Below are 17,633 nucleotides of genomic sequence, written 5' to 3'. Positions count from 1 at the left end.
TATTGTAATGTCCTGCTCCTCTATCCTTCACTTTACTAGTTCTATCCATCACTTTACGGGCTGTATCCACTACTTTATTAATTCTATCCGCTTCTTCTATCGTAACCCCTTGCTTCCAGGCATAGAAAAAGCTCGTATCTCTAAAGATACGAGCCTTAAACCCTTTAGAATCAAGGGAATCTTGGGAATTGACCGAAATCTGGTTGACGTTTTTCTTTGAAAGCGTCGCGACCTTCTTTTGCTTCATCTGTTGTGTAGTAAAGAAGTGTAGCATCTCCAGCCATTTGTTGAAGACCTGCTAAGCCGTCTGTATCTGCATTCATCGCTGCTTTTAAGAAGCGTAGTGCAGTTGGTGACATTTGTAGCATTTCTTCACACCATTGAACTGTTTCATCTTCTAATTGCTCATAAGGAACAACTGTATTGACTAAGCCCATATCAAGTGCTTGTTGTGCATCGTATTGACGGCAAAGGTACCAAATTTCACGTGCCTTTTTATGTCCAATAATACGAGCAAGATAGCCTGAGCCATAACCAGCATCGAATGAACCTACTTTTGGTCCAGTTTGTCCAAAGCGAGCATTGTCAGCAGCAATTGTTAAATCACAGACAACATGTAAAACGTGACCTCCACCAATTGCATAGCCAGCTACCATCGCTACTACAGGTTTTGGAATTACACGGATTAAACGTTGTAAATCAAGAACGTTTAGACGTGGAATTTCATCTTCTCCTACATAGCCACCATGACCGCGAACTTTTTGGTCTCCGCCTGAGCAGAAAGCATGTTCGCCTTCACCTGTTAAAATAATTACACCGATATTTTTGTCATCGCGTGCTCGTGAAAATGCGTCAATCATTTCCATAACCGTTTTAGGACGGAATGCGTTACGCACTTCTGGACGGTTAATCGTAATTTTTGCGATTCCGTTATAGAACTCATACTTTATGTCTTCATAAGTATGTAATGTAGTCCATTGACGTGTCATTGAATAGCCTCCTATATCATTAAATTCGTCTCGTTACTAGCGAGGCGCTAACGTAATATTAGATTACGTTAAATACTCCTCTACTATTGTAGCAAACTCAGCGGGATTTTCCACATGAATTGCATGTCCAGCGTCATTTACCGTCATATGGCTAACAGTATTTAATAGCGCTTTCATTTCTAGTGCAATTTCACAGAATTTCCCATCCATTGAACCGGTAATTAGCAATACAGGGACTGCTAACTGCGCCAATCTATCCCAATTTGAAGGTTGAGCTCCTGTACCAATACCTCTCAAGCTTCCCGCTAGTCCCTCTTTCTTCTGTGAAAGTCTTTCTGCTCGAATGACCTGTCTTACACTTTGCGGTAGACGATGCTGTGTACTAAAAAGCGGTATGTTCTCCCATGCATTCACAAACGATTCCAAACCATTTGTTAGAATTTTTTGTGCCAGTGCTTCATCTCGCTCACAACGCTCCTTACGCTCTTCTTCTGTACGTAAGCCTGGAGAGGCGCTTTCTAAAATAAGCTGATGGATACGATCTGGATAAGCCAGGGCATATGATAGAGCAATTCTACCACCCATTGAGTATCCTAACAGTGTAAAGTTCTCTAGATGAAGCTGGCAAAATATTTCTTCTAAATCTTGTAATTGTTCCTCCATGGAGAAACGTTGACAGTTCTGTGGAATAGCCGTTTGTCCATGTCCAATTAAATCAATGGCAATGACACGTACATTGGGTAGGGCCTGTGCTAGATTGTGCCATGTAGCCGTGCTTCCCGTAAATCCATGTAATGCAACAAGTGTATGGATCCCATTTTGATTCCATATCTCAATATGCGTTTCAAGACCACGAATCATTAAATTTGTCATGCTTTTAACTCCGTATTAATACGTTTCCATAGCTCACGATGGGCAGTGACATTCTCTGTTCGATCAGTAAATATTTCAATCAAACGTAAAGGACGTTTTTTGCTTGTAGAAAATTTCTCGGAAAGCTCGGCAATCGTTTCTACACGGATATAATCCATATCATACATATTGGCAATATCACGGAATTCAAGGGCTGTTGGTGTGCCAAATAAGTCCTCATAATGAGCTTCCACTGTTGACTGTGGTAAATAAGAAAAAATACCGCCACCATCATTATTCATGACAAGGATCGTTAAGTTACATTGCTGATATCTTGAAGCAATGAGACCATTGATATCATGTAAAAAGGCTAAATCACCAATTAGTAAGAAGGTTTCTCGGCCATTTCCTTGACTGAAGCCCATTGCCGTTGACACTACGCCATCAATCCCATTTGTACCACGATTTGCAAAAATACGCAGATCCTTCGGTGTAGCTAGTAAAAATGTATCGATATCACGCACTGGCATACTGCTGCTAACGAAAATATCACTACCACCAGGAATCATTTTCAGTAAACGACTGACCATGGCTCCCTCATCTTTTTCTACTTCTGAATATTGCTCGATATGCATAGAAGCAAGCTGATTCGCTTTTTGCCATTCAGCTAGGTAAGTCTCCTCAATAGCAGTTTTCGTAATAGCTAGTTGAGTCAGCCACTGATCGATATTGGCATGAATAAAATGCGTGGAAACGCCCGTAGCATCTCTAAACATTGGGTCTTCATCAATAATCACATAGGCATTTGGCTGTGATTTTGTGATGAATTGCATGATAAACTTCGAGACAGGCTGTGCCCCTAAGCGTATAACTGTATCTGGTTGCACCAGTGCTTTGAAGTCATCACTTTTCATAATGGCATCGTAGGTAGTCACAATATATGGTAAGCAATCCTCTGGTACGGATGCCCGCATATTCGATAAACTCTCAACAATTACTGGCCACTTTAGCTGACGCACAAACTCCCAAACGATGGCTAAATCCGTGCCAAGAGCTAGCTCACCTATAATAACAAAGCCTCTCTTCGTCGATTGTAAAATAGAGGAGAGCTCCTGTTGATCGGCAGTTGTTGGGATTAGCTGTCCCATACTGCTGTGCTTGAACGTCGCTGTTGGTAGTTCATTTCGAAAATCAATTAATAAAGGCTCTCGGAAAGGTACATTGATATGTACTGGACCAAAAGGCGCACTCGTTGCAATAGCTACAGCACGGGCAAGATGACGCTCAATAAAAGGTAATGTTGGATCAGCACCATCTGCTAACGGAAAATCAACACTCCATTTTACATGGGAACCATATAAATTAGGCTGATTGATGGCCTGTGGTGCGCCGACCTCTCGTAATTCATGAGGACGGTCAGCTGTTATGACAATCAGTGGAACACGTGCATAGCTTGCCTCCACAATTGCAGGAAAATAGTTTGCTGCAGCTGTACCTGATGTACATAATAGAACAACAGGCTTAGCTGTGGCCTTCGCTAGACCTAACGCAAAGAATGCAGCCGAGCGCTCATCTACTTGACGATACATTTTTACTTGATTTGTAGATGCAACAGCATAGGCAAGTGGTGTTGAACGTGATCCTGGACTGACTACCACATTTTCAACACCCGCTTGTACTAGCGATGCGACCATTTGATAAACATAATCTGTTAATATTTTCCGTTCACTCATGTAATTGTCCCCCTAGCGCGCGAAGCATTGGACGGAATTTTACTAATGTTTCTTCATATTCAGATTGTGGTTCTGAATCTGCTACAATCCCTCCGCCTGCATATAAATAAGCTTTATCGCCTAGTAATGCAGCCGAGCGGATCGCGACTGCAAATTCGCCATTACCCTCTGCGTCTAACCAACCAATTGGTGCTGCATACAAACCACGATTCATAGGCTCATATTTACGGATGGCTGCCAACGCTTCTTTACGTGGTACTCCCCCTAAAGCGGGTGTGGGATGTAAAGATTTTGTAAGCTGTAAGATTGTAGCATCCTCATTTAACTGACCTTCTACAGGTGTATATAGATGTTGGATGTCTCGTATTTTTAATAGGCGAGGTTTGTCAGGTACCGTCATGTTCACACAATTTTTGCGGAATGTGTCCGCAATCATATCCACAACATATTGATGTTCTCCACCGTTTTTTGGGTCATTTAGTAAACTTTGTCCATACGCTTCATCTTCTTCTGCTGTTTTTCCTCGTTTAATTGAGCCAGCAACACAAGACGAAAACGCACGGCCTTCTTCTACCTTAACAAGGCGTTCAGGCGAGGCTCCAAAAAATAATAGATCCTTATGCTCTAAACCAAATAGATAGCTTTCTGGCTGCTCATGAATTATTTGAGAAAGCACTTGAGGTGCAGATACAGATTCTTTAAATTGCAAGGCAAGTGAGCGAGCAATAACCACCTTATCTGCCTTCTTCTGCTTAATTAATGCTGTCACTTGGTCGATTGAGGCTAAATAGGGCTCCTTATATGGCTCAAAATAACTTGTAATTTCAGGTTTTGTATACGTTTTCACTTCTTTAACCTGCGCTGCGTGAATTAAATGATCTCGCTCTTTCCTTAGAGCTTCTAGCTTACTCTCCGCCTGCTGATCTTGTGTTAAAAGATGAATACTTACGTAAGCTTTATCATCACGGATTACAAGTTGAAACGTTGCTAGTGCAAAATAAGCCTCTGGGAAATCCGTCCATTCCCCATCGACATTATTTTGTGGATCAAATGTAAAACCACCAAATAAAATGGGCTGTAGCTCGCTTTGTCCCTTTTGACAGTTTTTCGTTAAGTTCTTCCACTCCGCTTCTACAGCATCAAAACGCTCATTTTTTGCATTGTTTTGAATGGTATGGGCATGTCCCAGCCCTACTAATGTCATTGTTTTTTCTCTATTTTGCCAATAAAATCGTTCACCTTTATAACGCTCCTCACCTGCCGCATAAAATGCAAGTGGAGATAAGCGACTTACTTCAATTGTTTCCATATAAAAATGAAGGCTTTGGCCCAAATAGTCCACTTCTACTTCTGTGGCTTGGTACCACTTCTGTTGCATGAAAATTACCTCCGTTGTTGCAATGTACATAATTAAAATGATGAATCAAACACATCATTTTTTGGTTGGCAACAGTGTCATTCTTACTGTTGCTAATACCCTATTTTTATTTTCAGTTCATAAATGCATGTTCTATTGTATCACTTTTTTTCATTTAACAGTATGTAATAAGCTGTGAACCTACCCATTTTCTCAATCTTCGTTTAAAATAGAAAGAGTCGACAACATTTGAAGGAGAGAAAGACCTTATGACCAAAGTCATTGAAGCTGATAGGGGTTTTAAAGTTTGGTGGCATTTAACGCGTCCACATACTTTAACCGCTTCATTCGTTCCAGTATTCCTAGGAACAGCAATTGCTCTAGCAATTGAACAAGAAACAATTGATTTTGGACTATTTTTTGCTATGCTCATTGCAAGTATGCTTATCCAAGCAGCAACGAATATGTTCAATGAATATTACGATTACAAATTAGGATTAGATAACGAGCATTCTGTTGGGATTGGCGGAACCATCGTCCGTCATGGAGTACAGCCAAAAACAATTATGATGATTGCACTAAGCTTTTATGCTATTGCCATGCTTCTTGGCATTTACATATGTGCCTCAACATCTTGGTGGTTAGCAGCTGTAGGCCTTGTTTGTATGCTTATTGGTTTCTTATATACAGGAGGACCATACCCAATAGCCTATTCCCCATTTGGAGAGATTGTCTCTGGAGCAGTAATGGGCATGGGAATTGTGTTAATTGCCTTCTATATTCAAACGCTTACAGTGACACTCGATGCTGTGTTGCTGTCTGTACCAAGTATGATTTTAGTCGGAGCCATTATGTTATCCAATAATATCCGTGATATTGTGGGTGATACAGAAGGTGGAAGAAAAACTTTAGCTATTTTAGTAGGACGTGATAATGCCATTTCTGTGTTATCTGGCTTTTTTATCGTCTCGTATTTATGGGTCATTGCCCTTGTAGCAGTTGATGGCATTACTTTTTGGGCATTAATTATCTTCCTGAGCATTCCGAAACCATTACGTGCCATTCAAATTTTCCGAGACAAAAAAGAAGCCAAAGAAGTGATGCCTGCGATGAAATATACAGCGCAAACCAATACATTCTTCGGCTTCCTATTAGGAATCGGTTTATTAATTCATTATTTCTTTTATTAAAAGATGCGGCAGCCTTAACGGGTTGCTGCTTTTTTTACATAACGTCTGAAATTTTGACTTGCAATACCATGTACTTCCGCGTCTGAAAAACGTGCTCGTAATGCCTCTAATAAATTTTGCGCTTCTCCTGCATGTGCTAAGCCATTGACAGTCCGATCAATACCATCAAAATCTGAGCCTAGCCCTATATGCTCTACACCAACTAGCTTTGCTAAATGCTCCACATGATCGACTAGATGATCTAGTGTTGCATCTCGATTAATGAAGAGTGGAAAATAAACAACATGGATATGTCCCCCATGTTCTACAAGTGCCTTTGCCTGTGCATCTGTTAAATTACGTGGGTGGTCACAGAGTGCACGAGCATTACTATGACTTGCAATAATATGCTTCGCTAATGGCAACACATCCCAAAAGCTTTGTTCATTTAAATGGGAGACATCAATAATAATATCCCGTTTATTTAGTAATTGTATGACCTCTTTACCAAATGGCTTCAAACCAAGACTTGCATCCTGCTCAGCTCCATGTGCAACAGCATTCTCTTCATTCCATGTTAAGCCGACTAATTTTACGCCCGCATCGAGTACTGCTATCAGCTTTGCTAGATCTTCTCCAATTGCACTACAGCCCTCTAAACTTAATATAGCTCCTATTTCATGTGGAGCTAAATGGTCTAACTGTGCCCAATCTGTAATATGCACCATGCCCTCTGTTTGTAATACATGGGTATGAAATGCTTCGATTTGACGCATGACCTCAAGAAATTGAAGATTTTGTGGGATTTGCGGGTCTATAAAAATGGCGAACACTTGAGCCTCTACTTGCCCTAATTGCAATCTTTTTTGATTGGCATGTAAACGCCCATCCTCAGCAAAATTTGCCGATTCAAGAGTAGTTAACTTTAAAAGCGCATCACAATGTAAATCAATAATCTTCATATCCTCACCTCTACAGTTATTATACTGCTTCCATGAGGAAAAACAGACTAAATTTTATCCTGTGGCGTATCGGAAGAGCCAAATTCCTCAAGCTCAATAAAATCATCTGACTTTGGCATTGAAGAAAGAATATCTTCTTCCACTGGTCGTAAATTGTCTTCTTTCTTTTCCGCATGCTCGACACAGGTCAGAGCTTGCGGCATTGCCTCTAAACGACCAATTGGAAGCTCTTTACCACATACCGCACATTTGCCGTATGTGCCGTCAGCCATTGCTTGAAGGGCTTCTTTTATTTCCTCTGCATTATCACCGCGATGTTCATCAATAGCCATTTCTGTAAGTTGATCCGTTAAATCACTAGCATTATCAGCTGGATGATTATCATAATTCGATAGCTCTGTCGCTTGTGGTCGCTCCGATTCCTTTATTCGTTGTTCTATTGTTTGTAATTCTTGCTCTAGTTGTCTTTTAAATTTTTGCATAACTTGTTGATCCATAAAAATCCCCTCCTCATGCCTTCATATTTTCCTCATTTACGATTTCTAAAACATGTCAGCAATAAGGATGCTTTTATTTCCTCGTATAAGCTATAATCGCATCATGTAAAAATTGTGCTGCTCCCGTCGCACTTCGCTCATCATAGTAAGCAGTAAAACGTTCATCCGAGATATACATTTGAGCTAGCCCAGCATGTGCCTCTGTTGAATATTCCTTCCACGTAAAGCTCAGCCAGCGTTTATGCAACTCAGCTACTTCCATCGCCAAGTCACTTGTAGCATCACCAAGCTCCATTGCTTCTGCTAAACGCTCAAACATTTGCTGCTCTAACTGCTGCATTGCTTGATATTGTTGTTCTGTCATATTCATCAGCTTAGCATTCGAAGCATCCACTGTTTCATCTCCATATTTGGCGCGAATTTCTTGGCCATATTGCTTTTCATTATCCTCGATTAACTTTTCTTTAAAACCTTTAAATTTTTCTTCATTTGACATTGGTTGTTCCTCCTCAATGGATTGTATTGTTTTTTCTACTGTCTGTAAGATGGTTTCAAGTTGCTCCTTGCGTTGAAGCAAAGCAGCTCTATGTGTTTTTAGCGCCTCGGCATGTTGAAAGTTAGGCGCCTGAATAATGGCCTGAATCGTTGCTAGCTTCATATCCAATGCACGATAAAATAAAATCTGCTGTAGCATATCAATTTCATATTGGCCATAAAATCGATAGCCTGCCTCATTGGTTCTAGCTGGCTTCAGCAGCCCAATTTCATCATAATAGCGTAATGTTCTCGTACTAACTCCCGACATTTGGGCTAGCTCTTGAATTGTATATTCCATGTTGTCACCTCCCACTAATGCTACTGTAAACTTTGACGCAACGTTAAGGTCAATAGCAAAATGAAAATAAATTTTCTAAACCATATTCATCCTTTCAGTTCATATAATTCCATAAATACCTATAAAGCAATTTTTACTTGCCGATATGAATAGTAAATATTTCACAGGAGTGTGATAGGATGAAGTGTCCAAATTGTCAGCATGAGAATCTTTCAGACAGCAAATTTTGCTCTGATTGTGGCAGTAAACTTATGAATTCATCATTATCAAAACAAGGTATCCCAACATGGGCAATTATCGTATTATCGGTCTGCTTTCTTGCCATCGGTGGACTAGGTTATGCATATTGGGACTTTTTCACTGATAAAAAGAATCAAACTACTACTTACTCAGAAGTAAATGATAAGCAACAGGTAAATACACAGCAAGTTTCCTCTGAAGAACTCACAAAAAAACAAGAAGCTCATGCACAGCAGGTTGATCGTGTCACCCTAATAAAGGAAATTCAACAAAAGGTATTCACGGTCCTCAGTAACAATAGTCAAGGTTCTGGCTTCCTGTATAAAAAGGGTGGTTATGTTATTACAAATGCACATGTTGTTCAAGGAGAAGTGGATGTCACGCTTCGTAATGCCAATGGTCAAGAATCACCAGGAACGGTTATCGGTATATCAGACCGCTACGACATTGCTTTAATTCATGCACCTAGCTATCAAGACACACAACCGTTGGGAATTGAAACAACCGAATCACCTATTGGCTTAGAGGTTATTGCATTTGGTAGTCCACAAGGCTTTGAAAATTCAGCATCTATTGGCTATATAACAGGCAATAAACGGGACATGAAGCTTGAAAACTTTATTTATAAGCAAATTTATCAGGTAGATGCACAAATTGATAAGGGGAGTAGCGGTGGCCCATTGGTTGATGTCAATACAGGCAATGTCATAGGGATTAATTCTCTACTTTACACAACTGAAACAAGTACTAACTTTGCTTTCTCCATCCCACTTTACAGTATGCTTGACCAATTTGAAGGATGGGTTGCTAAACCACTTTCTGCAAATGAGGTTCGTGCTGTTGCGAATGTTTATGAAAATAGTCAACAATCCACTATTGAAACAAAATCCACTAACGAAACAGATGCTTTGCTAGCAGGGCAATTCGTGCAAGCATTCCGTCTCTATTACGAGATGGCACTGAATGAAGGTGATTTTTATTGGATTATTGATATGCTTGCACCTGACAGTTCAGCTTATCAAGAACTAGAGAAATATATTAATGAAATTGCCTATCAAGGACATTATTTCTATTTTACTAATAATGAAGTGCTAGATGTACAATATTCAAATGGTCAATATTTCGTGGATATGAATGAAACATTTGATTTTTATGATGCACAAGGGAATTACCAATTCTATAATCGCTATAAAACCTATACAGTTATAACAGATGATTACGGTGCTTTTAAAATTTCTCACATTACCATTCACTAATAATTTCTTTGTCATTCGAATACAAGGAAAAAACAATCAATCGGAATGCTTTTAAAGTGTCTCAGAGGTTAGACACTTTTTCTTGCACTTACTACCTCAAATTTTCCCTTCATGATCAACTTCTTCGTCTATCATTTTTTATAAGAAATAAAAAAACTATACATTCATCTAATGCCGATGAATGTATAGTTTAATGATTAATTATTTAACAAAAATTTCTTCCACTTGATCTAGCATAATGTTGGCTGCTAAAATGCCTCCAGCAGTATTCCAAATAACATCATCTACTTTATGTGCATTGCCTTTTTGAACAGCCGTTAGGTTTTTCCAAAGTGGATCTTGTGTCCACTCATGTTCAGTTGATAATGCTGAATCATCACCTGTTGGCATGTACGTGAAGTAGAAAATAACATCCCCATCCATTTGAGGAATTGCTTCTTTTCCTACTTCAATCGCTAAGTTACCTAATTTTGCATTATCTTTAAATAAATCTGCTTGTGCTGGCACACGTTTAAATCCTAAAGCATCAAAAATAACGCCTGAGAATGAATCTGTGTAATAGATACGAGATTTATCTGCCATAAAGCGTACAAATGAAACTTCTTGGTTTGTTTGTTCTCCAAGCTTTTCTTTCAGCGCTAGTAACTTATCTTCGTAGGCTTTTAGCACCTCTTGTCCCTTTGTTTCTTGATTTACTGCTTTTGCGTATAATTTAAAGTTCTCTTTCCAATCACCACGTAATGTGTCTGAAAACACAGTTGGCGCAATTTTGCTAAGCTTCGCATAATCTTTTTCTTGTCGTAATTTATTACCGATGATTAAATCTGGCTTTAAAGAAGCGATTTTTTCGATATTAATTTCATGTTCGATACCGACAACTTCCACACCGTCCATTTGATCCTTAATGTGATCATACCATGGATCGCCTGTCCAAGATTGTACTGCACCTACTGGTTTAATTCCTAGTGCTAATAATGCTTCTGTTCCTTCATTTGTTAAAACAACGATACGCTTTGGTGTATCTTTTACTTCAGTTGTACCCATTGCATGTTCGACACTGTATGCATTGCTTTCTTTTGATTTCTCATCTTTGGTAGTATCTTTAGAATCGCCGCATGCTGCTAGCACAAAAATAGCCATAACAGCTAGCAAAACTAATAGTTTTTGAAATGCTTTTTGCACCTTTTCTTCCTCCATTGTATATGATAAAATGTTTAGGCATATTAGACGAGAATGAAAATCACTTTCATCTAAGATCGATATTAATCGTATTGTATGTATCTATTAATGTCAATCATTAATTTAGTAATTTTTTAGAAAAGAGTATAGTTCAATATGATATTAAAAAATAATTATTCCAAGATAATTGCTTTACTAGTAGGGGTTGTTCTCTTACTTCTTTGTATGGGGATCAGTATTGTTTACGGTTATGCGAATACTTCTATTCAAACGACCTATGAATCTTTTATACAATTTAACAATTCAAATGAGCATATTATTATTCAAAATGTTCGTATTCCAAGAGCACTTATAGCCAGCTGTGTTGGTGCTTCGTTAGCTATTACAGGCGTGCTTATGCAAACCTTAACAAAAAATCCATTAGCCTCTCCAGGAATCTTGGGTATCAATGCAGGTGCAGGCTTTGCTGTTGTCTTTGCCATGATTTTTTTCCATATTTCCAGCCTGCAATCTTTTGCATGGATCGCATTTCTAGGTGCAGCAATCGCTGCTTTATCCGTTTATGCGATTAGTTTTTCAGGTAGGGATGCTGTTACTCCCGTGAAAATCACTTTAGCAGGGGCTGCCATTAGTGCACTTTTTGCTTCATTTACACAAGGTTTACTCGCTACTAATGAAGCTGAACTCGATCAAGTATTGTTTTGGTTAGCTGGCTCTGTACAAGGTAGAAAACTTGAAATTCTACTTTCTGTTCTTCCTTATTTAGTAATCGGATGGATAGCAGCACTCATTATTTCTTCCAAAATGAATATTCTTGCTCTTGGCGATGATGTAGCAAGAGGATTAGGATTACGATTAGGGCTGATGAAAATCTTAGTAGGACTTATCGTTATTTTTTTAGCAGGTGGCGCTGTTGCGATTGCTGGTCCCATTGGTTTTATTGGCATTGTCGTTCCCCATTTTGCGCGAAAGTTTGTCGGCACTGATCATCGATGGCTTATTCCTATGGCTGCGTTACTTGGAGGGATTCTTTTATTGCTGGCTGATGTTGCGGCTCGTTATATTATTATGCCCCAAGAAGTTCCAGTAGGAGTTATGACGGCTATGATTGGCACACCATTCTTTATTTACCTTGCGCGAAAAGGTGGAAAAAATAAATGAAACATGTAAAAACAATTCGTTTACTTCAACAAAAATTTTCTTTCTTATTAGATGTACAAGCTGCAAAAAAATTAATGGTGATTAGTCTACTAGCAGTTGCTGTTTTCTTTTTTAGTGCATCATTTGGTGATTCTTTCATCAATCCATTAAAGGTTTTACAAGCTTTTCTTGGTTACGGGTCAGATTTTGATCAGCTAATCATTATTGATTTCCGAATGCCTCGGATTTTCATTGCTGCCTTTGCTGGAATGGCGTTAGCCGTAGCAGGTGCCATTTTACAAGGAATCGTAAAAAATCCACTTGCCTCACCTGATATTATCGGGATATCAGCTGGTGGTGGTGCAGCAGTTGTTGGATTCTTAGCTATTTTCAGTGATTCTAATCACTCTTTAACAGTTAGTATAGAATGGTTACCATTAGCAGGCTTTATAGGAGCTACTGTTGTCGGATGTATTGTCTATCTATTTGCTTGGAAAGATGGTGTCACACCAAATCGTCTTGTCTTAATCGGTATTAGCGTGTCAGCTTTTATGCAAGCTATTACTACCATGTTAATGATTATCGGGCCAATTTATCAAGCAAGTGAAGCGAATAAATGGATTACGGGTAGTGTCAAAAGTGCAGATTGGGATCAAGTACAAATCGTTGTACCATTGATCATCGTTCTACTACTTATTACATTCTTTATTACACGACAGTTAAATGTTCAAGAACTAGGTGATGATACAGCGTCAAGCCTTGGGCAATCTGTTCAAAAAACACGCCTTTACTTAATCCTATTATGTTCCAGTCTAGTAGCGAGTGCTATAGCATTTGCTGGCGCCATTGGGTTTGTAGGATTAATGGCACCTCATATTGCACGACGCATTGTTGGTTCATCATTCGGTGTACTTATTCCAGCATCTGCAGCAATCGGAGCATTGCTTGTGATGATAGCAGATATTATTGGTCGTACTGCTTTTAGCCCGTTAGAAGTACCCGCTGGTGTCTTTACCGCTGCCATTGGTGCTCCCTATTTTATCTATTTACTATTTAGAAATCCTAATAAATAAAGGAGTCTATACTACATGACTGAATCGTTATTAACCAAATCCCTTACATTAAGTTATGGTGATTCCAATATTATCGAAGATCTCAATTTATCTATCCCTTTGAATGAAATTACTGTATTAATTGGAGCGAATGGCTGTGGTAAATCCACACTCCTACGCTCCATCGCTCGATTATTAAAACCTAAAAAAGGTTCCGTTCTATTAGATGGAGAGGATATTTTTAAATTATCAACAAAGCAGGTGGCTAGAAATCTTTCGATTCTTCCCCAATCCCCTGTTGCACCAGAAGGCCTAACTGTCCTACAGCTTGTGAAGCAAGGTCGCTATCCTTACCAAAGCTGGCGTCAACAGTGGACGGAAAAGGATGAAGAAATCGTATTAAATGCCTTAAGAGCAACAGGCACAGAGCATTTACAAGATAGACCAGTGGATGAGCTATCAGGAGGACAACGTCAACGTGCTTGGATTGCTATGACGCTTGCTCAAGATACGGATATTATTCTTTTGGACGAGCCTACGACATACTTAGATTTAACTCATCAGATAGAAGTTTTAGATTTATTGTACGAGTTAAACCAACAGCAAAAGCGAACGATTATTATGGTATTACATGATATTAATCTCGCATGTCGCTATGCCGATCATATTATTACTGTCCGTGATCGTGGTGTCTATCGTCAAGGTAAACCAGAAGAAATTATGACAACTGATTTAGTTAGTCATGTGTTTGACCTTGATTGCCAAATGACGACAGATCCAATATTTGGTACACCTCTATGCATTCCATATGGAAAAGGACGTAGAATTTCATAGCTTCTTAGTAAAATTAAAAGCCTACACAGATTAAACTATCCTGTGTAGGCTTTAATTTATGGTAGCTATATTATAAATCTATGACTAAAATTAAAAAGTGCAGTAGATGAAATTCATCTACTGCACTTAGTATGACCCGTACGGGATTCGAACCCGTGTTACCGCCGTGAAAGGGCGGTGTCTTAACCACTTGACCAACGGGCCAATGGCGGAGAAGGAGGGATTTGAACCCTCGCGCCGGTTACCCGACCTACACCCTTAGCAGGGGCGCCTCTTCAGCCTCTTGAGTACTTCCCCAAATAAAAAATGGCTCCGAAGGCAGGACTCGAACCTGCGACAACCTGATTAACAGTCAGGTGCTACTACCAACTGAGCTACTTCGGAATAATGGTGGGCCTAAATGGACTCGAACCATCGACCTCACGCTTATCAGGCGTGCGCTCTAACCAGCTGAGCTATAGGCCCTTGGAGCGGGTGATGGGAATCGAACCCACGACATCAGCTTGGAAGGCTGAGGTTTTACCATTAAACTACACCCGCATAAATGGTGGGTCAGGACGGAATCGAACCGCCGACACTTAGAGCTTCAATCTAATGCTCTACCAACTGAGCTACTGACCCATTTCGTCCATGCTAAGCTTGCTCACTCTTTTGCTTCTCATGTTTTTCATTATAATAATGGCGGTCCCGACCGGGATCGAACCGGCGATCTCCTGCGTGACAGGCAGGCATGTTAACCGCTACACCACGGGACCTTTTGGTTGCGGGGGCCGGATTTGAACCAACGACCTTCGGGTTATGAGCCCGACGAGCTACCACTGCTCCACCCCGCGATAATGATATTCTGTTTCGAGTTTTTAAAGCACCATTTATAAAAATTTAAAACTGGAGGAGGTAGAGGGATTCGAACCCCCGCGCGGTGTTACCCGCCTGTCGGTTTTCAAGACCGATCCCTTCAGCCAGACTTGGGTATACCTCCGTTACACTATATAAATGGTGGACCTTGCAGGACTCGAACCTGCGACCGGACGGTTATGAGCCGTCTGCTCTAACCAACTGAGCTAAAGGTCCTTTAAGATGGCGGCAGAGGGGATCGAACCCCCGACCTTACGGGTATGAACCGTACGCTCTAGCCAGCTGAGCTACGCCGCCAGGATCTTTATACTGGTTATTTACTATGGTGGAGCCTAGCGGGATCGAACCGCTGACCTCCTGCGTGCAAGGCAGGCGCTCTCCCAGCTGAGCTAAGGCCCCATAATTTTAGGAAATGGTCGGGAAGACAGGATTCGAACCTGCGACCCCTTGGTCCCAAACCAAGTGCTCTACCAAGCTGAGCTACTTCCCGTTCGTTCTTTTGGCGCGCCCGACAGGAGTCGAACCCATAACCTTCTGATCCGTAGTCAGACGCTCTATCCAATTGAGCTACGGGCGCATAATAAATGGTGCCGAGGACCGGAATCGAACCGGTACGGTAGTCACCTACCGCAGGATTTTAAGTCCTGTGCGTCTGCCAGTTCCGCCACCCCGGCACATTTGGAGCGGAAGACGAGGTTCGAACTCGCGACCCCCACCTTGGCAAGGTGGTGTTCTACCACTGAACTACTTCCGCATGTGCATAAGTTTTTTTATCTGGCAATGAAAATAATGGTGCGGGTGAAGGGAGTCGAACCCCCACGCCTTGCGGCGCTAGATCCTAAGTCTAGTGCGTCTGCCAATTCCGCCACACCCGCTTATTATTATTTCAAAATGGTGAGCCATGAAGGACTCGAACCTTCGACCCTCTGATTAAAAGTCAGATGCTCTACCAACTGAGCTAATGGCTCGAAAAAATGGTGCCGGCTATAGGAATCGAACCCACGACCTACTGATTACAAGTCAGTTGCTCTACCTGCTGAGCTAAACCGGCATATGGTGGAGGATGACGGGCTCGAACCGCCGACCCCCTGCTTGTAAGGCAGGTGCTCTCCCAGCTGAGCTAATCCTCCTGGGTATTATGCCTAGCGACGTCCTACTCTCACAGGGGGAAGCCCCCAACTACCATCGGCGCTAAAGAGCTTAACTTCCGTGTTCGGTATGGGAACGGGTGTGACCTCTTTGCCATCATCACTAGACTATTTTATGTATCTTGTTTTGAAGTTGTTTACCTGTCCTTCAAGACAAGAATTATTGTATAACGTTTTTTAACATTGTGCAATACTTTTTTATAAAAAAAAGAAATTATTACTTTTTAAAGATATTTTTGTTAAGTAAGAGAAAATATTGCCCTGCAAAATATTATATCAATTGTTGTTTCAAAAGAAAACAATTATTTTTCTTGATATGTTTTATAGCCTAAAATCTATAATAAAACAAGTGAAGGTCTTATAATTTCCCTCACTTGTTATCTAATGAAATGGTTGAAAGCTCTATTGTTAATCTTGTAATCTCTTCAATTGTTGTCGAAGGGCCAAAAGAGATTCTAAAAAATTGGCGTGCTGCTTCCAAAGAAAAACCCATCGATAAAATAGCCTTCGTTCCAGATTCACTATGAATATCACATGCGCTACCTGTAGAGATACAGATTCCCGACTCGTTCAGCTTTAAAAGAACATATTGGCCCTCTACTCTATCCATCATTACACCACAAATATTAGGTAATTGCTGCTTACATTCTATTAGCTTGCATGTTTCAGGCAGTTTACTTTTTAAAACTCCTCTTAACATCACATAATGTTGTAATTCATATTGATAGTTTTCAATTGCAGCTGCAAAGGCCACAATTGCAGGCGTATCTAATGTACCTCCTCTTAACCCTCTTTCATGTGTCACACCTGGTGTTAATGCTTGCACGCGGATGGAGGGATTTAGATAAACCGCACCACACCCCTTTGGCCCACCTATTTTATGAGCCGAAATTGTAATAGCATCTATTCCTTTTGGTATAGCTAATTTTCCAAATGACTGAACACAATCAATATGACAGTAAACACCTGATTCTCCTGCCAGCTCTATTATTTTCTTCAGAGGCTGAATGGAGCCAATCTCTGAATTAACATGTTGAATGGTAATCAAAGCCGTGTCCAATCGTATTGTTTTTTGAAGTTCCTGCAAATCAATACAACCATCCTTCTGTAACGGCAATTTTGTCACTTCATACCCCATTTTCTCAAGTGTATTCAAAGCTGCGTGCACTGACGTATGCTCAGCTTGAGATGAAATAATATGCTTCCCTTTTTTAGAGGCTAGCGCTAATGACAAGATGGCCATAATATTTCCTTCTGTTCCGCTCCCAGTGAAAATAATACCATCGCTAGTTACGCCTAGAGCTTGCGCTACAACTTCTCTTGACTGTTGCACGAAATAATGCGCTTGTCCTCCTAGATCATGAAGACTTGAACTGTTTCCATAATAACGCTGCGCTACCCCTATATAGGCATCAAGAGCTTCCTTCGTCATAGGTGACGTTGCAGCATAATCCATATAAATCATCATCTTCTTCCTCTCTAATTCATCGGGTCTTGTTTTCTTTTTTATTTTATGTAAAGATAGGTGTCAAGAC

Annotated in this window: 14 protein-coding genes, 20 tRNA genes and 1 rRNA gene; 5 read left to right on the top strand and 30 right to left on the bottom strand. The window is 40.4% G+C overall.

The features are described 5' to 3' along the window. Positions 1-170 precede the first annotated feature (170 nt). From menB to ABC382_RS21130, 4 genes are all read right to left on the bottom strand, one after another. A complete protein-coding gene (gene menB / locus ABC382_RS21145) occupies positions 171-989 on the bottom strand; it encodes a 1,4-dihydroxy-2-naphthoyl-CoA synthase (protein ID WP_274794182.1) in 819 nt (272 codons plus the stop codon). Between the two features lie 63 nt (positions 990-1,052). Then, complete coding sequence (gene menH, locus ABC382_RS21140) at positions 1,053-1,862, bottom strand: 2-succinyl-6-hydroxy-2,4-cyclohexadiene-1-carboxylate synthase (protein WP_322611790.1); 810 nt, start codon at positions 1,860-1,862, stop codon at positions 1,053-1,055. Next, positions 1,859-3,574: a 2-succinyl-5-enolpyruvyl-6-hydroxy-3-cyclohexene-1-carboxylic-acid synthase gene (gene menD, locus ABC382_RS21135; protein WP_322611789.1), complete on the bottom strand. Its 1,716-nt coding sequence runs from the start codon at positions 3,572-3,574 to the stop codon at positions 1,859-1,861. The genes menH and menD overlap by 4 nt, the downstream gene beginning before the upstream one ends. Further along, positions 3,567-4,952: an isochorismate synthase gene (locus tag ABC382_RS21130; protein WP_274794185.1), complete on the bottom strand. Its 1,386-nt coding sequence runs from the start codon at positions 4,950-4,952 to the stop codon at positions 3,567-3,569. The genes menD and ABC382_RS21130 overlap by 8 nt, the downstream gene beginning before the upstream one ends. Positions 4,953-5,200: 248 nt before the next feature. Here ABC382_RS21130 and ABC382_RS21125 point away from each other — a divergent pair, with 248 nt between their 5' ends. Then, positions 5,201-6,121, top strand: a complete 921-nt coding sequence (locus tag ABC382_RS21125) for a 1,4-dihydroxy-2-naphthoate polyprenyltransferase (protein ID WP_312506644.1) — start codon at positions 5,201-5,203, stop codon at positions 6,119-6,121. A gap of 14 nt (positions 6,122-6,135) precedes the next feature. Here the strand turns inward: ABC382_RS21125 and ABC382_RS21120 are convergent, their stop codons facing one another. From ABC382_RS21120 to ABC382_RS21110, 3 genes are all read right to left on the bottom strand, one after another. After that, positions 6,136-7,062, bottom strand: a complete 927-nt coding sequence (locus tag ABC382_RS21120) for a dipeptidase (RefSeq protein ID WP_341386715.1) — start codon at positions 7,060-7,062, stop codon at positions 6,136-6,138. Positions 7,063-7,109: 47 nt separating this feature from the next. Then, positions 7,110-7,559 carry a TraR/DksA C4-type zinc finger protein gene (locus ABC382_RS21115; protein ID WP_312506646.1) on the bottom strand — a complete coding sequence of 150 codons (450 nt, stop codon included), beginning with the start codon at positions 7,557-7,559 and terminating at the stop codon, positions 7,110-7,112. Between the two features lie 73 nt (positions 7,560-7,632). Beyond that, positions 7,633-8,394: a MerR family transcriptional regulator gene (locus ABC382_RS21110; protein ID WP_322611787.1), complete on the bottom strand. Its 762-nt coding sequence runs from the start codon at positions 8,392-8,394 to the stop codon at positions 7,633-7,635. 179 nt (positions 8,395-8,573) lie between these two features. On the opposite strand from ABC382_RS21110, the gene ABC382_RS21105 reads away from it, so the two are divergent. After that, positions 8,574-9,890, top strand: coding sequence for a trypsin-like peptidase domain-containing protein (locus ABC382_RS21105; protein WP_322611786.1), 1,317 nt, complete (start codon positions 8,574-8,576; stop codon positions 9,888-9,890). A 201-nt stretch (positions 9,891-10,091) separates the two neighbouring features. Here ABC382_RS21105 and ABC382_RS21100 read toward each other — a convergent pair whose 3' ends face one another. Beyond that, the gene (locus ABC382_RS21100) at positions 10,092-11,087 is read right to left on the bottom strand and encodes an ABC transporter substrate-binding protein (RefSeq protein ID WP_322611785.1); all 996 of its coding nucleotides are present in this window, start codon (positions 11,085-11,087) and stop codon (positions 10,092-10,094) included. 138 nt (positions 11,088-11,225) lie between these two features. Between ABC382_RS21100 and ABC382_RS21095 the strand changes: the two genes are divergently transcribed. From ABC382_RS21095 to ABC382_RS21085, 3 genes are read left to right on the top strand one after another with little or no spacing between them, the layout of a single operon-like run. Then, a complete protein-coding gene (locus ABC382_RS21095) occupies positions 11,226-12,230 on the top strand; it encodes a FecCD family ABC transporter permease (protein WP_322611784.1) in 1,005 nt (334 codons plus the stop codon). Beyond that, the gene (locus ABC382_RS21090) at positions 12,227-13,282 is read left to right on the top strand and encodes a FecCD family ABC transporter permease (protein WP_274794193.1); all 1,056 of its coding nucleotides are present in this window, start codon (positions 12,227-12,229) and stop codon (positions 13,280-13,282) included. Before ABC382_RS21095 ends, ABC382_RS21090 begins: the two co-directional genes overlap by 4 nt. A 15-nt stretch (positions 13,283-13,297) precedes the next feature. After that, on the top strand, positions 13,298-14,095 hold the full coding sequence (locus tag ABC382_RS21085; protein ID WP_274794194.1) for an ABC transporter ATP-binding protein: 798 nt from the start codon (positions 13,298-13,300) through the stop codon (positions 14,093-14,095). Positions 14,096-14,227: 132 nt separating this feature from the next. Here ABC382_RS21085 and ABC382_RS21080 read toward each other — a convergent pair. The 22 genes from ABC382_RS21080 to ABC382_RS20975 all read right to left on the bottom strand — a co-directional run bounded on the left by ABC382_RS21080 (position 14,228) and on the right by ABC382_RS20975 (position 17,563). Further along, a tRNA-Glu gene (locus tag ABC382_RS21080) sits at positions 14,228-14,299 on the bottom strand. 2 nt (positions 14,300-14,301) lie between these two features. Further along, a tRNA-Ser gene (locus tag ABC382_RS21075) sits at positions 14,302-14,392 on the bottom strand. Between the two features lie 10 nt (positions 14,393-14,402). Then, positions 14,403-14,479, bottom strand: a tRNA-Asn gene (locus ABC382_RS21070). A gap of 4 nt (positions 14,480-14,483) precedes the next feature. Then, a tRNA-Ile gene (locus ABC382_RS21065) sits at positions 14,484-14,560 on the bottom strand. 1 nt (position 14,561) lies between these two features. Further along, positions 14,562-14,635 (bottom strand) — tRNA-Gly (locus ABC382_RS21060). A 5-nt stretch (positions 14,636-14,640) separates the two neighbouring features. After that, positions 14,641-14,716 (bottom strand) — tRNA-Phe (locus ABC382_RS21055). A gap of 58 nt (positions 14,717-14,774) precedes the next feature. Beyond that, positions 14,775-14,850: transfer RNA gene (locus tag ABC382_RS21050), tRNA-Asp, on the bottom strand. Between the two features lie 3 nt (positions 14,851-14,853). Next, positions 14,854-14,928, bottom strand: a tRNA-Met gene (locus ABC382_RS21045). A gap of 53 nt (positions 14,929-14,981) precedes the next feature. Continuing rightward, positions 14,982-15,074 (bottom strand) — tRNA-Ser (locus ABC382_RS21040). A gap of 15 nt (positions 15,075-15,089) precedes the next feature. Further along, positions 15,090-15,166 (bottom strand) — tRNA-Ile (locus ABC382_RS21035). 7 nt (positions 15,167-15,173) lie between these two features. Next, a tRNA-Met gene (locus tag ABC382_RS21030) sits at positions 15,174-15,247 on the bottom strand. 26 nt (positions 15,248-15,273) lie between these two features. Continuing rightward, positions 15,274-15,349: transfer RNA gene (locus tag ABC382_RS21025), tRNA-Ala, on the bottom strand. 14 nt (positions 15,350-15,363) lie between these two features. Further along, positions 15,364-15,440, bottom strand: a tRNA-Pro gene (locus ABC382_RS21020). A 10-nt stretch (positions 15,441-15,450) separates the two neighbouring features. Then, positions 15,451-15,527, bottom strand: a tRNA-Arg gene (locus ABC382_RS21015). Positions 15,528-15,535: 8 nt separating this feature from the next. Beyond that, positions 15,536-15,624, bottom strand: a tRNA-Leu gene (locus ABC382_RS21010). Between the two features lie 5 nt (positions 15,625-15,629). Continuing rightward, positions 15,630-15,704 (bottom strand) — tRNA-Gly (locus tag ABC382_RS21005). A gap of 36 nt (positions 15,705-15,740) precedes the next feature. Continuing rightward, a tRNA-Leu gene (locus ABC382_RS21000) sits at positions 15,741-15,825 on the bottom strand. 17 nt (positions 15,826-15,842) lie between these two features. Further along, a tRNA-Lys gene (locus ABC382_RS20995) sits at positions 15,843-15,918 on the bottom strand. Positions 15,919-15,925: 7 nt separating this feature from the next. Continuing rightward, positions 15,926-16,001 (bottom strand) — tRNA-Thr (locus ABC382_RS20990). A 3-nt stretch (positions 16,002-16,004) separates the two neighbouring features. Further along, a tRNA-Val gene (locus tag ABC382_RS20985) sits at positions 16,005-16,080 on the bottom strand. A 10-nt stretch (positions 16,081-16,090) separates the two neighbouring features. Beyond that, a 5S ribosomal RNA gene (gene rrf / locus ABC382_RS20980) occupies positions 16,091-16,206 on the bottom strand. Positions 16,207-16,468: 262 nt separating this feature from the next. Next, entirely contained in the window at positions 16,469-17,563 is a 1,095-nt protein-coding gene (locus ABC382_RS20975) for a cysteine desulfurase family protein (RefSeq protein WP_274797371.1), read from the bottom strand. Positions 17,564-17,633 lie beyond the last annotated feature (70 nt).

Origin of the sequence: Lysinibacillus phoenicis, assembly GCF_047238325.1 — a bacterium.
Classification (GTDB): Bacteria; Bacillota; Bacilli; order Bacillales_A; family Planococcaceae; genus Lysinibacillus; species Lysinibacillus irui.
The sequence above is the reverse complement of the archived record's forward strand: the minus strand, read 5'-3'. Positions and strand labels throughout refer to the sequence as shown.

Bases quoted from the DNA above. Each gene is read 5' to 3' on its own strand.
- menB (WP_274794182.1), bottom strand. From the start codon at position 989: ATGACACGTCAATGGACTACATTACATACTTATGAAGACATAAAGTAT.
- menH (WP_322611790.1), bottom strand. From the start codon at position 1,862: ATGACAAATTTAATGATTCGTGGTCTTGAAACGCATATTGAGATATGG.
- menD (WP_322611789.1), bottom strand. From the start codon at position 3,574: ATGAGTGAACGGAAAATATTAACAGATTATGTTTATCAAATGGTCGCA.
- ABC382_RS21130 (WP_274794185.1), bottom strand. From the start codon at position 4,952: ATGCAACAGAAGTGGTACCAAGCCACAGAAGTAGAAGTGGACTATTTG.
- ABC382_RS21125 (WP_312506644.1), top strand. From the start codon at position 5,201: ATGACCAAAGTCATTGAAGCTGATAGGGGTTTTAAAGTTTGGTGGCAT.
- ABC382_RS21120 (WP_341386715.1), bottom strand. From the start codon at position 7,062: ATGAAGATTATTGATTTACATTGTGATGCGCTTTTAAAGTTAACTACT.
- ABC382_RS21115 (WP_312506646.1), bottom strand. From the start codon at position 7,559: ATGGATCAACAAGTTATGCAAAAATTTAAAAGACAACTAGAGCAAGAA.
- ABC382_RS21110 (WP_322611787.1), bottom strand. From the start codon at position 8,394: ATGGAATATACAATTCAAGAGCTAGCCCAAATGTCGGGAGTTAGTACG.
- ABC382_RS21105 (WP_322611786.1), top strand. From the start codon at position 8,574: ATGAAGTGTCCAAATTGTCAGCATGAGAATCTTTCAGACAGCAAATTT.
- ABC382_RS21100 (WP_322611785.1), bottom strand. From the start codon at position 11,087: ATGGAGGAAGAAAAGGTGCAAAAAGCATTTCAAAAACTATTAGTTTTG.
- ABC382_RS21095 (WP_322611784.1), top strand. From the start codon at position 11,226: ATGATATTAAAAAATAATTATTCCAAGATAATTGCTTTACTAGTAGGG.
- ABC382_RS21090 (WP_274794193.1), top strand. From the start codon at position 12,227: ATGAAACATGTAAAAACAATTCGTTTACTTCAACAAAAATTTTCTTTC.
- ABC382_RS21085 (WP_274794194.1), top strand. From the start codon at position 13,298: ATGACTGAATCGTTATTAACCAAATCCCTTACATTAAGTTATGGTGAT.
- ABC382_RS20975 (WP_274797371.1), bottom strand. From the start codon at position 17,563: ATGATTTATATGGATTATGCTGCAACGTCACCTATGACGAAGGAAGCT.